Raw genomic sequence first — 12,281 nt, 5'->3', positions numbered from 1 at the left:
AGAGAAGATAAAAAATCTGGCGTCGGTTGGTTGTTACTGGTGAGTTGACAGCCGTTGGTCAGTAACTTCGCTCGCGGTCAACCTGGCCAAGCATTGACTCACCGCGTTGATGTCGGCGGATATTCTCCAACAACACGCTAAACGCACTTTCCGGTTGGGTCATCGCAGCGATATGCGGTGTCAGCAATATCTGCGGATGGTGCCAGAAGGGATGGTCCGGTGCCGCCGGCTCCTGTTCCAGTACGTCGAGCACCGCCGCGCTGAGCTGGCCGCTGGCCAAAGCCTCAAGCAGGTCCTCTTCTACCAGGTGCCCACCCCGGCCCATGTTGACCAAGGCAGCGCCTTTGGGCAGGTGCTGGAACAACTGACGGTTGAGAATCCCTTTGGTCTGCTCGGTCAATGGCAGGACACAAAGCACGATGTCGCATTGGCCGAGGAAGGCCGGAAGTTGCTCCACACCCGCAAAGCAATCCACCCCGGCGATGCGATGCTCGCTGCGTGCCCAGCCTGATAAGGCGAATCCAAAGGTCTGCAAGGTGGCTAGAATCTGTTGGGCCTGCGTGCCGAGCCCCATGACACCTACCCGACGTTTGGCTGCCGGTTGCAGCAAGTGAGCCTGCCAGCACCGAGCCATTTGTTGCTGGCGATAACGGAGCATATCCCGGTGCAGGCTAAGCACCGCAAAACTGGCGTACTCGCACATGCCCCGCGTGATGCTCGGGTCGAGTAAACGGACCACCGGCAGGGTCGTTGGCAGACGGTCAAGGTCAAGTTGGTCGACTCCGGCCGACAAGGCGAACAGTACCTCTAGGTTTGGCAGCACTGTTTCGAGTTCGTCCGGCGCCTGCCAGGCTGCCAAGTAGCGAATATCCTGCGGATCGCCGATGTCCGGCCAGGCACGCCATTCGATGTCGGGGGCGTGCTCGGCAAACAGACGCTTCCAATGTTCACCGCGCACGGGGTCGGCTTTATAGAGCAGGGCCATGGGTCATTTCTCGCATTAAATAGGGAGCCTCAAGCATGCCCGATTGGCGGAGCAGGATATGTCGAATGATTCTGCGTAAACGCATCACGCTGCGTTGTAGGGGGCACCTATCGGCAGATTCCATGGGGCCGGGCCACAGCTGAAGGATTCTGCTGTTTGCCGGGGTGAAAACAGTCGATCCGGGTTTCTCAGGGGTCAAGTTCGGCTTAGACAATTGCGTCGAAAGCTTACCCTGTGAATCACGTCGCAGCCGCTACCCGGTTGCCAGACTCACTATGAGAGATGCCAATGAACAGTAAAGTCGAAGAAACCCCGAATTTGCTCCGTCAACGCGATCAATTCGTGCCACGAGGGCTGGTCACCGCACACCCGCTGGTCATCGATCGGGCCCAGGGTAGTGAGATGTGGGATGTGGACGGGAAGCGCTACCTGGATTTCGTCGGCGGCATCGGCGTGCTGAACATCGGCCACAATCACCCCAAGGTGGTCGCGGCGGTGCAGGCGCAATTGCAAAAGGTCAGCCATGCGTGCTTCCAGGTCGTGGCCTACAAGCCCTATCTTGACCTGGTACAACGCTTGTGTGAATTGGTCGGTGGTGGCGAAGCCTACAAGGCGGCGCTGTTTACCTCCGGTGCAGAGGCTGTGGAAAACGCGGTGAAGATCGCCCGCGCGCATACCAATCGCCCAGCGGTCATCTCCTTTCGAGGCGGTTTCCATGGGCGCACGTTGCTCGGTACGACCTTGACCGGCATGAGCCAACCCTACAAGCAGAACTTCGGGCCTTTCGCTCCCGAGGTCTTCCATACCCCGTACCCTAACGCTTATCGCGGTTTCAGCAGCGAGATGGCACTGCAAGCACTGAACGAATTGCTCGCGACCCAGGTCACGCCGGATCGGGTAGCTGCGATCATCATCGAGCCGGTACAGGGCGACGGAGGCTTCCTTTCCGCGCCGCCGGAATTTCTCCAGGCGCTGCGGGCTCTGACCGAACAACATGGCATCGTGCTCATTCTCGATGAAATTCAGACCGGTTTCGGCCGCACCGGCAAATGGTTCGGTTTCCAGCATGCCGGCATTCAGCCGGATCTGGTCACTGTCGCCAAGAGCCTGGCCGGTGGTTTGCCAATATCGGGCGTGGTGGGTCGTGCGCACATCATGGACGCGCCATTGCCCGGTGGTCTCGGCGGTACTTATGGCGGTAACGCCCTGGCGTGCGCGGCGGCGTTGGCGGTGATCGAAGCTTATGAACAAGAGCAATTGCTCGCACGCGGTGACCTGTTGGGCGAGCGGTTGCGTCAGGGCCTGCTGCGCTTGCAGGCACGTCATCCGCGCATTGGTGACGTACGCGGCACCGGCTTCATGTTGGCGATCGAACTGATCAAGGACGATGAGGCCCGCAGCCCCGATCCCGAACTTACCCAACAACTGATCGATCAGGCCAGGGTAGGCGGGTTGTTGGTGATCAAATGCGGGGTGTATCGTAATGTGCTGCGCTTTCTTGCGCCTCTGGTAACCGAAGAGGATCAGATCGACGAAGCGCTGACTATTCTTGAAGCGGCATTGTTGCGTGTGTTGAATTGATCTCATGCCTCGGTTGGCGCTTTGCAGCAATGCGCCAACCGAGGGCATTTAGCGCACATGGATTGATGAATGCATCATGGGAGACTACAACCATGTACCTGACTGATTATCGTGCACTGTTGATCGATTGCGACGAAGTCCTGGTCGATCGGGATTCCGGTATCTGGACGGCCCTGCAACCTTTGCTCGAAAACCATTCGGGCATGTTAGGCAGGGAAGAGGTATTGGCTGAGTTTGACGAGGCGGTACGCACGCTCTATCCCCGTTTTTCCGAGCTGGGTTTCAGTGGCCTATTGTGCTTTGCCCATCGTCAACTGGCAGAGCGCCTTGGGCTCAAGGCCAGTTGGGAGGAGGGCATGAGTTTCGCCCGTTCGGCATGCAACTGGTCGTTGTTCGAGGACGCGCCTGGTGCCATGTTGTATCTGCGCAAATTCTATCGGCTGCTGGTGTACTGCGATCGTGATGCTGAAGATCGCGAGCAGCTCTGTGAGCGTTTGGGGATTTTACCCGAAGACCTGCATTCCCGAGCCAGTAATCCATTGGAGGACGGCGCATGGTTGCTGGACAACAACCTGGAACCTGAAAATATTCTGCAGGTTTCCAGACCTCCTGCGGAGTCGCCAAAATCGGCTGGTTTGTGTCTGATCCGTCGTGGCCATGAGAATTGTACCCAGGAATATACCGCAGACTTTTACATCACCAGCATGGCCGACCTGGTCGCTCAGCATCAGCTATCGTTGCGACGTTGAGTTTGCTAAAACCACTGTCTAACTGAGCTGCAATCACGAGGTACCCGATGGAAGGTTTAATAAAACTAGACCGAATTGATATTAATATCCTGGTTGAACTTCAAAAAGACGGTCGAATGACCAACGTCAGTCTTGCCAATGCGGTGGGTCTGTCGTCCAGCCCATGTTTGCAGCGGGTCAAGCGGCTTGAATCGGCTGGCTATATTTCCGGGTATAGAGCTCATTTAAACCTTGCCAAGATCACCGACTCGGTCACGGTATTTACTGAGATCACGCTCAGCGACCATAAACGGGAGGACTTCGCCAAGTTCGAGTCCAATATTCGTTTGGTCGATGAGGTACTCGAGTGTCACTTAGTTAGCGGTGGTTACGATTACCTGGTGCGCTTCATGACCTGTAGCATCCAGCATTATCAGGAAGTGATCGAAGGGCTGCTGGACAAGAATATCGGCATTTCCAAGTACTTTAGTTATATCGTCATAAAATCCCTAGTACTTAAAGATGGGTTTCCGCTACGTAGGCTATTGCGTCACTGATGCTACCCAGATCAATTGGATCAGGCAAAGTAAGGAGTAGTACGCAGTCCAAATCCATATTGCTCAAGCGCTTCCAAATATGACTTGTCATTAAAGGAGCACAACACCATCACGGGCAGGCTTGAGACGTGAGCTGTGGCTCCTGCGTGCCGAGCTCGTTTAATCAGTGAAAATATTTAACAAAAACAACTATTCCACCGAGGTAACAAAGATGAGTGCGGCTTCTCTGTATCCCGTTCGTCCCGAGGTTGCGGCCAACACCCTGACTGACGAGGCGACCTACAAGGCCATGTACCAGCAGTCCGTCGTTAACCCGGACGGCTTCTGGCGCGAGCAAGCCAAGCGCCTCGACTGGATCAAGCCTTTCACCACGGTGAAACAGACTTCTTTCGACGATCACCATGTCGACATCAAATGGTTCGCCGATGGCACCCTGAACGTTTCCTACAACTGCCTCGACCGCCATCTGGCCGAGCGCGGCGATCAAGTCGCGATCATTTGGGAAGGGGATGACCCTGCCGAAAGCCGCAACATCACTTATCGCGAGCTGCACGAACAAGTCTGCAAGTTCGCCAACGCCTTACGCGGCCAGGATGTGCACCGCGGCGACGTGGTGACTATCTATATGCCGATGATCCCCGAAGCTGTGGTCGCCATGCTGGCGTGTACCCGGATCGGCGCGATTCACTCGGTGGTGTTCGGTGGTTTCTCGCCGGAAGCCCTGGCGGGTCGGATCATCGACTGCAAATCCAAAGTGGTGATCACTGCCGACGAAGGTGTTCGTGCCGGCAAGAAGATCCCGCTCAAGACCAACGTCGACGACGCGCTGACCAACCCGGAAACCAGCAGCATCCAGAAAGTCATCGTGTGCAAGCGCACCGGTGGCAACATCAAGTGGAACCAGCATCGCGACATCTGGTTCGAAGACCTGATGAAAGTGGCGGGCACTGTGTGTGCGCCGAAAGAAATGGGCGCTGAAGAAGCGCTGTTCATCCTTTATACCTCCGGTTCGACCGGTAAGCCGAAGGGCGTGCAACACACCACCGGCGGATATCTGCTGTACGCGGCGATGACCCATGAGCGTGTATTCGACTACCGTCCGGGCGAAGTCTACTGGTGCACCGCCGACGTCGGTTGGGTCACTGGCCACACCTACATCGTTTATGGCCCGCTGGCCAATGGCGCGACCACGGTGTTGTTTGAAGGCGTGCCGAACTATCCGGACATCACCCGGGTGGCGAAGATCGTCGACAAGCACAAGGTCAATATCCTCTACACCGCCCCCACCGCCATCCGCGCGATGATGGCGTCGGGCAAGGCCGCCGTTGAAGGCGCTGATGGCAGCAGCTTGCGTCTGTTGGGTTCGGTCGGTGAGCCGATCAACCCGGAAGCGTGGGACTGGTACTACAAGAACGTCGGCCAGTCCCGTTGCCCGATCGTCGACACCTGGTGGCAGACCGAAACAGGCGGCAACATGATGAGCCCGCTGCCGGGTGCGCATGCGCTCAAGCCGGGTTCTGCGGCGCGTCCGTTCTTCGGCGTGGTGCCGGCGTTGGTGGACAACCTGGGCAACATCCTCGAAGGCGTGGCCGAGGGCAACCTGGTGATTCTCGATTCGTGGCCAGGCCAGGCGCGGACGCTGTATGGCGACCATGACCGCTTCGTCGATACCTACTTCAAGACCTTCCGCGGCATGTATTTCACCGGTGACGGTGCGCGTCGTGACGAAGACGGTTACTACTGGATTACCGGTCGCGTGGATGACGTGCTCAACGTGTCCGGCCACCGCATGGGGACCGCCGAGATCGAAAGCGCGATGGTCGCCCACCCGAAAGTCGCCGAAGCAGCCGTGGTCGGTGTGCCGCACGACATCAAGGGGCAGGGCATCTATGTCTATGTCACGTTGATCGGTGGCGAAGAGCCGAGCGAGCAGCTGCGTCTGGAGCTGAAAAACTGGGTGCGTAAAGAGATCGGCCCGATTGCCTCGCCGGATGTGATCCAGTGGGCGCCGGGCCTACCGAAAACCCGTTCGGGCAAGATCATGCGCCGCATTCTGCGCAAGATTGCCACGGCTGAATATGAGGGGTTGGGGGATATCTCCACTCTGGCCGATCCCGGTGTGGTGCAGCATTTGATCGACACCCATAAAACCATGAACTCCCGGGCCTTTCTCCGGTAGAGAATAAGCTCCTTTGAAGCAGCCGAAACCTGTTTTTTTCGCATGCTCATTATGTAAATCTTTCCACTCAATAAATGGATAGATGGAGCTGGCGGCGTTGGTCGCTCGGCTGCGCCCAGTTATGGACAGGCCCGGTGAATGACGTGAGTACGCGGGAGCTCAGGACTTGGGGGCGCACTAGACGCACTTTTATCCCCATGCTTAACAATTTGCACGAGTTGGAGGCGGCGTAATGCACGTTCGCCTCCGTCAGCTTCAGCGTCATGGTTTTATGATGGTGCTGTCATCGATGTTGTCTTGCATTACTAGGTTTTCGAAACTGGCAGTTTCTGGTGGATGTACGATCGCTGTTAATTAGATCCTCCCATCCATCATTGAGTCTTGCTAGCAGAGCGCCCAAGTCTTATTAAGACAAAAGCTGTCTGCGAATTTCTCTAACTTTATGGTGCATATGAAATATAGCTGTATTTGCTTCTAATGACTTTGGTCATGCTTTTAATGGCGTGATCGCTAGGTTATGTGTCTGATACGCTTGTGGATATTTTCAGCTGATGTTCAGCTTTCACGGTGCTGATGAAGGCTTGCATCGCTGATGACATAATTCGATGCCGCCGAGTGATCAGACCGAACGGTGGCAAGCGTGGTTCGAAGCTAATCGGCAGAATGGCCAATAGATGACGTCCAGGATAGTCATCGACCACAGAGAGTGGCGTAACGCCGAGCATGTCGGTGTGTTGGATCAGCGACAGCAGGGTCATGATCGACGTGGTTTCGACGATGCTGCTGGGGACATCAACCCGTGCGTTGTGAAATACCTGATTGATGATGGTGCGCATCGGACTGGGTTGTTGTTGCAGAACCCAGGTCATGTTCTGCAGTTCTCCCCAAGTCAATTGGGTGGCTTGGGTCAAGGGATTTTGCGCTCCGGCAATGACACATAGCTGCTCTTCGCCAAGGCTGTCGAAGAGCAACTCTTCGGACCGCGCTCCGGGTGGAATCCTTCCTAGTACCAAATCCAGTTGATCCTGAAGCAACGCATTCACCAGTACGTCACTGGTGTCGACCTGAATGCTCATCGACAGCCGTGGATGGCTTTTCTTTAAGGTTGCAATAGTCCGTGTCAGTAAGCCCGAGGCCAAGGCTGGAATGGCTCCGACAGTGACCCGGCCAAGATTGCCGGATTCCAGCGCAACCAACTCTTCACGCATGCCACTGAGCTCGGCGAAAACCATACGAGCGTAGTAGGTAACTGTTTCTCCGAAAGGTGTGGGGCGCATGCCACGAGATAAACGCTCGAACAGTTCGACACCGAGTACCCCCTCGGCCTCATGCAACATTTTGGTCGCAGCGGGTTGGGTCATGCCGATATTTTCGGCGGCGCGGCGTAGAGAACCAAACTCCTCCAAAGCGAGCATCAGCCGCAATTGGCGCAAGCGCAAGCGGCTGTGTATCACGCTGGCATCGGGAATTCGGGTCATGGGTTCGGCTCGGCAATGAGGTGGCGGCAAGCTAGAAAAAAATCTCCGGCGCTGCCAGTGGTTGCTGTTCAGGCAGCCATTTTTCCATCATCAAACGAGGATGGCGCCAACGAACCCTAGTGCAACTTGCAAGGTATCACCGCGTCTTGCGGCAGGATAAGTGTGTGGGGCTATGCATAACGCGTCTAGTCAAAAAAATAAATAGGGTGATAGCCCACAGTTATGTCGGCTTGAATTGCAGGCAGCGGATGCTTGAGAGCTTTTCGCTTATATCCTGAGGTGATCACCCTATCAGAAGCTTTGATTAGACGGTTATCGCCTGTTCTTCGATAGTCGTCCTACCGAGAGGCGGGAAAGCAGTGATGCCTTCATTCGCCTTAACTATAAAAACAAAGGCTGAGGTGTGCGTCATGGCCCATTCAAGTGCTGATCAGCGCGAGCTGTCAGACGACCTGCAATCGTACAAACCAAAGATCGCCCTAGTCCTGGGTGACCCGGCGGGTATCGGTCCGGAATTGATCGCCCGCTTACTCGCCGAATCGCAGGTGCGCTCCAAAGCCCATCTGCTGTTGATCGCTGACGAGGCTCAGATGCGCATTGGCATGGACATCGCCGGTTGCACCTTTCCCTATCGCACCATCGACTCACTGGATGCTCTGGACTTCAGTGATGACACCCCGCTGTTCTATCAATACCGCGGCGAGGCGCGCGGCGAGTTCCCGCGTGCCGAGGCCAGCGCCATCGGCGGTCAGTACTGTCTGGACACTCTGGAAACAGGTCTGCGCCTGACTCATCAGGGGAGCACAGACGCGTTGTTGTTTGGCCCGTTGAACAAGACCTCATTGCATATGGCGGGCATGACCCATAGCGACGAGCTGCACTGGTTTGCCGAGTACCTGGATTTCCATGGGCCGTTCTGCGAGTTCAATGTCCTCGACAATCTCTGGACATCGCGAGTGACGTCCCATGTGGCACTTGCCGAGGTGCCGGGATTACTCAGTCAAGCCAGGGTCGTGGAAGCCATCGAACTGATCGACACGGCGCTCAAGCGCAACGGTCTCGCCAAGCCACGGATCGGTGTCTGTGGCCTCAACCCGCACAACGGTGACAACGGCAGTTTCGGCCGTGAAGAGCTAGACATCATTGGCCCTGCGGTGAAGACCGCGCGGGAGCACGGGATCGACGCCGATGGCCCTTATCCGGCCGACACCATTTTTCTCAAGGTTCAGGGCGATGCCAAAGCTTTCGACGCGGTGGTGACCATGTACCACGACCAAGGGCAGATCGCGATCAAGTTGATGGGATTCTCCCGTGGAGTGACGGTGCAGGGTGGACTGCCGATTCCCATCACCACACCGGCACACGGAACCGCCTTCGATATCGCAGGGCAGGGCAAAGCCAATGTCGGAGCCATCCGCCAGGCTTTCGAGATTGCTTGTCGGATGGGCAGCGGTCGGCGTTAAGCCGAAAAGTACGCGTACCGCTCCAGTGCTCCACTAAAACAATAAAAGGTACCCGATCATGAACACCAGCACGCTTGCAGCCGCAGAAAGTCCTTCTATTGCCAATAGCCGTTGGCTGAGGGTTATTCCGCCAATACTGATCACTTGCATCATTTCCTACATGGACAGGATCAATATTGCCTTTGCCATGCCCGGAGGCATGGGGGCGGAGTTAGGTATCACGGCCAGCATGATGGGCTTGGCCGGTGGCATTTTCTTTATCGGTTATCTGTTTCTGCAGGTGCCCGGTGGAAAGCTGGCCGTGCACGGCAGCGGCAAGAAGTTTATTGGCTGGTCGTTGTTGGCGTGGGCGGTCATCTCGGTATTGACCGGTCTGGTCACCAATCACTACCAACTGCTGTTTCTGCGCTTTGCCTTGGGTGTGGCCGAAGGCGGCATGCTACCGGTGGTGCTGACAATGATCAGCAATTGGTTCCCGGACAAGGAGCGCGGGCGTGCCAATGCCATTGTAATCATGTTCGTTCCATTGGCCGGGATCATCACCGCACCCTTGTCGGGCTGGATCATCTCCACGTTGGACTGGCGCATGCTGTTCATCATCGAAGGGCTGCTGTCGGCCGTGGTGATGGTGTTGTGGATGCTGACAGTCAGTGACCGTCCGCAAGAGGCGAAATGGATCTCCAAAGAAGAGCGGGACTATCTCATCACGACGTTGCGCGAAGAGCAGCGTGCTATCCAGGGTAAACAGGTCGGAAGCGTTTCGTTAAAGGCAGTACTGAGCGACAGAACCATGTGGCATCTGATCGCGCTGAACTTCTTCTATCAGGCGGGCATTTATGGATACACCTTGTGGTTGCCGACCATCCTTAAAGAGTTGACCCACACAGGCATGGGCATGGTGGGCATGTTGGCCATCCTGCCGTATCTGGGCGCCATGTTCGGCATGCTGCTGTTCTCCAACCTCTCGGACCGTAGCGGCAAGCGCAAAGTGTTCATTGTCGTGCCGTTGGCGTGTTTCGCACTTTGCCTGTTTCTCTCCGTCACGCTGCGGGAACACATGTGGTGGTCCTTCGCAGCGCTGGTCGGCTGTGGGGTCTTTCTGCAGTCGGCAGCCGGCGTCTTCTGGACCATTCCAGCGAAGTTGTTCAGTGCCGAAGCGGCCGGCGGTGCGCGCGGTGTGATCAATGCGCTGGGTAACCTCGGCGGCTTCTGCGGACCTTATTTCGTCGGCGTCCTGATCTCCCAGTATGACCAAAGTGTCGGCGTCTACAGCCTGGCGATATCGGTGGCACTGGCTGCATTGCTGGCGTGGGTCCTGCCAGCCAAATGCGACAAAGCTTAAGCCAAAAATCTGCGCATAACGAATGAGGAGTCAAACCATGAGTCAGGAAATTCTTTTGCTGGTGCAAAAATGCGCCCATACCTTCAGCTTCTACGACGTCGCCAGCGGCGAGGCCATCAAGCACATTCGCCTGCCGGACTTCCCTCACGAGTTCGTCGTCGACTCGCAGAACCGTTTTGCCTATGTCGGCCATTACGGTATCGAGACTTCCAGCCATAAAGGCGAGGGTGGCTGCTCGGTGTTTGTCATCGATCTGGAGAAGGGTGAGCACGTGCGCACCCTGGACATCTGGCCGTACTTTCGTCCGCATGGCCTGGCAATGGATCAACAGGACCGTCTCTACGTGCTCAGCGAAGGGCATTCGACCCTGCTGATTTTCGATCAACCGCACCTGCGAGATGTACCTGATCGGGCGATTCCTTCAGGCGGCTACAAGAGTCACCTGGTGGCACTGACCCGTGACGGTGAAACGGGCTTTGCGCTCAATCTGTTGAGCAACACCGTGACCCGCCTCAAGCCCCAGGATCCGACCGTTGCACCGTTGCCGCTGCAACCTGGCAGCCAGCCTGAGGGCAACTGCTTCAGCCAGGATGAGCGCACGCTGTACGTGACCACCCGTGGCGATAACAGCATCGTCGCCATCGATGTGGAAACCCTGCAAGTGACCCATCGCGGTCGAACCGGCGCGGACCCGACCCGGATCTACCGTGATCGCCAGGATCGCCTCTTCGTGACCAATTATGGTGAGCAGTCGATCTCGGTGTTCAACGCGGATCTGCAGGAAATTCGTCGTATCGAACTGGACAGCGCGGCGATCGCCATGAGCTTGCATCCGACCCGTGATCTGGCATTCGTCACCCTCAAGGATCAGCGCGTCGGCATGCTCAATCTGGACAACTGGACCTTCGAGCGCTACTTCGAAACCCTGCTTGAGCCAGATGTTTCGCAGGTCATCGTCCGCTAAGTGCTGAAGGCGAGAAGATCATGACAGCCATGCCACGCAGTTTGCATGAACGTCTGGGCCTGGAGGTGGGAGCCACCGCTCCCATTACCCTCATCGACGCGCACCACCACTTATGGGATCTGGATAGCCATAGCTATCCCTGGCTACAGGGGCCTACGGACCCGGCGTTCTTTTTGGGTGATTACAGTGCGCTACGGCGCAACTACTTGGCGCAGGACTATCTCGCCGACAGCGCCGAGCACCGGGTACTGGCTACCGTGCACTGTGAGGCCGAGCATGATCGCGGCTTTCAGGTCGCGGAGACCCGTTGGGTACACGAGCAGCATGCGCGTTTTGGTTTTCCCAATGCGGTTGTGGCGCATGTCTGGTTCCACCACGACAACTGCGAGGAAATTCTCAAGCGTCACTTGGACTACCCGTTGCTGCGGGGCATCCGCAGCAAGCCGCTCACGGCGGCCAGCCCCGAATTGGCCGCCAGTGTGCGTGGCCAGCCGGGCAGCATGCAGGACCCAGCCTGGTTGCGCGGTTTCGCGCTACTGGCCAAGTACGGACTGAGCTGGGACTTGCGCGTGCCCTACTGGCACCTGGCTGAGGCCGCGCAGGTGGCAGCGGCGTTTCCCCAAGTGCCGATCGTGCTCAACCATATGGGTTTCCCCTGGGACCGAAGCAGCACCGGTCTCGATGGCTGGCGCAGAGGCATGCAGGCATTGGCGGCGCAGCCGAATGTCTGGGTGAAAGTGTCCGAGCTGGGTTTGCGCGATCAACCCTGGACGTTGGAAGGCAACCGTGGGGTGGTGCGCGAAACCCTGGAGCTGTTCGGTATTGAACGTTGCCTGTTTGCCAGCAACTTTCCGGTGGCTGGTTTGTGTATTGGTTATGACCCGTTGGTGCGATCCATGGATGCCATGCTCGAGGGTTACGACGCGGCGCAGCGTGAGGCCTTCTTCTGGCGCAACGCCCAGCGTTTTTACCGGATTGCGCTGTAGCGGGACGCAAAAAATCAT

The 12,281-nt window shown here is 56.9% G+C and carries 10 protein-coding genes; 8 read left to right on the top strand and 2 right to left on the bottom strand.

Annotated elements, in window-relative coordinates:
* Positions 1-58 precede the first annotated feature (58 nt).
* Positions 59-985 (bottom strand): 2-hydroxyacid dehydrogenase, encoded by a 927-nt coding sequence (locus tag K5R88_RS08200; protein WP_226299670.1) that lies wholly within the window; start codon positions 983-985, stop codon positions 59-61.
* Positions 986-1,273: 288 nt separating this feature from the next.
* Here K5R88_RS08200 and gabT point away from each other — a divergent pair, with 288 nt between their 5' ends.
* The 4 genes from gabT to acs all read left to right on the top strand — a co-directional run bounded on the left by gabT (position 1,274) and on the right by acs (position 6,030).
* A complete protein-coding gene (gabT, locus tag K5R88_RS08195; RefSeq protein WP_226299669.1) occupies positions 1,274-2,566 on the top strand; it encodes a 4-aminobutyrate--2-oxoglutarate transaminase in 1,293 nt (430 codons plus the stop codon).
* Between the two features lie 92 nt (positions 2,567-2,658).
* Positions 2,659-3,315, top strand: a complete 657-nt coding sequence (locus K5R88_RS08190; RefSeq protein WP_226299668.1) for an HAD family hydrolase — start codon at positions 2,659-2,661, stop codon at positions 3,313-3,315.
* A gap of 47 nt (positions 3,316-3,362) precedes the next feature.
* Positions 3,363-3,851, top strand: coding sequence for an Lrp/AsnC family transcriptional regulator (locus tag K5R88_RS08185; RefSeq protein ID WP_226299667.1), 489 nt, complete (start codon positions 3,363-3,365; stop codon positions 3,849-3,851).
* Positions 3,852-4,062: 211 nt separating this feature from the next.
* Complete coding sequence (gene acs, locus K5R88_RS08180) at positions 4,063-6,030, top strand: acetate--CoA ligase (protein WP_226299666.1); 1,968 nt, start codon at positions 4,063-4,065, stop codon at positions 6,028-6,030.
* A 515-nt stretch (positions 6,031-6,545) separates the two neighbouring features.
* Here acs and K5R88_RS08175 read toward each other — a convergent pair.
* Positions 6,546-7,508 carry a LysR family transcriptional regulator gene (locus tag K5R88_RS08175; RefSeq protein ID WP_226299665.1) on the bottom strand — a complete coding sequence of 321 codons (963 nt, stop codon included), beginning with the start codon at positions 7,506-7,508 and terminating at the stop codon, positions 6,546-6,548.
* A 410-nt stretch (positions 7,509-7,918) separates the two neighbouring features.
* Between K5R88_RS08175 and K5R88_RS08170 the strand changes: the two genes are divergently transcribed.
* Genes K5R88_RS08170 through K5R88_RS08155 form a run of 4 tightly spaced genes read left to right on the top strand, consistent with a single transcriptional unit; the run spans position 7,919 to position 12,263 of the window.
* Positions 7,919-8,971 carry a 4-hydroxythreonine-4-phosphate dehydrogenase PdxA gene (locus K5R88_RS08170; RefSeq protein ID WP_226299664.1) on the top strand — a complete coding sequence of 351 codons (1,053 nt, stop codon included), beginning with the start codon at positions 7,919-7,921 and terminating at the stop codon, positions 8,969-8,971.
* 58 nt (positions 8,972-9,029) lie between these two features.
* On the top strand, positions 9,030-10,313 hold the full coding sequence (locus K5R88_RS08165; protein ID WP_226299663.1) for an MFS transporter: 1,284 nt from the start codon (positions 9,030-9,032) through the stop codon (positions 10,311-10,313).
* Positions 10,314-10,350: 37 nt separating this feature from the next.
* The gene (locus K5R88_RS08160; protein ID WP_226299662.1) at positions 10,351-11,277 is read left to right on the top strand and encodes a YncE family protein; all 927 of its coding nucleotides are present in this window, start codon (positions 10,351-10,353) and stop codon (positions 11,275-11,277) included.
* Between the two features lie 20 nt (positions 11,278-11,297).
* Positions 11,298-12,263: an amidohydrolase family protein gene (locus K5R88_RS08155; protein ID WP_329959896.1), complete on the top strand. Its 966-nt coding sequence runs from the start codon at positions 11,298-11,300 to the stop codon at positions 12,261-12,263.
* Positions 12,264-12,281: the final 18 nt, after the last annotated feature.

The sequence above is a fragment of the Pseudomonas sp. MM213 genome, from assembly GCF_020423045.1.
Classification (GTDB): domain Bacteria; phylum Pseudomonadota; class Gammaproteobacteria; order Pseudomonadales; family Pseudomonadaceae; genus Aquipseudomonas; species Aquipseudomonas migulae.
The sequence above is the reverse complement of the archived record's forward strand: the minus strand, read 5'-3'. Positions and strand labels throughout refer to the sequence as shown.

Excerpts from the sequence above, each read along its gene's own strand:
- K5R88_RS08200 (WP_226299670.1), bottom strand. The coding sequence starts at position 985 with ATGGCCCTGCTCTATAAAGCCGACCCCGTGCGCGGTGAACATTGGAAG.
- gabT (WP_226299669.1), top strand. The coding sequence starts at position 1,274 with ATGAACAGTAAAGTCGAAGAAACCCCGAATTTGCTCCGTCAACGCGAT.
- K5R88_RS08190 (WP_226299668.1), top strand. The coding sequence starts at position 2,659 with ATGTACCTGACTGATTATCGTGCACTGTTGATCGATTGCGACGAAGTC.
- K5R88_RS08185 (WP_226299667.1), top strand. The coding sequence starts at position 3,363 with ATGGAAGGTTTAATAAAACTAGACCGAATTGATATTAATATCCTGGTT.
- acs (WP_226299666.1), top strand. The coding sequence starts at position 4,063 with ATGAGTGCGGCTTCTCTGTATCCCGTTCGTCCCGAGGTTGCGGCCAAC.
- K5R88_RS08175 (WP_226299665.1), bottom strand. The coding sequence starts at position 7,508 with ATGACCCGAATTCCCGATGCCAGCGTGATACACAGCCGCTTGCGCTTG.
- K5R88_RS08170 (WP_226299664.1), top strand. The coding sequence starts at position 7,919 with ATGGCCCATTCAAGTGCTGATCAGCGCGAGCTGTCAGACGACCTGCAA.
- K5R88_RS08165 (WP_226299663.1), top strand. The coding sequence starts at position 9,030 with ATGAACACCAGCACGCTTGCAGCCGCAGAAAGTCCTTCTATTGCCAAT.
- K5R88_RS08160 (WP_226299662.1), top strand. The coding sequence starts at position 10,351 with ATGAGTCAGGAAATTCTTTTGCTGGTGCAAAAATGCGCCCATACCTTC.
- K5R88_RS08155 (WP_329959896.1), top strand. The coding sequence starts at position 11,298 with ATGACAGCCATGCCACGCAGTTTGCATGAACGTCTGGGCCTGGAGGTG.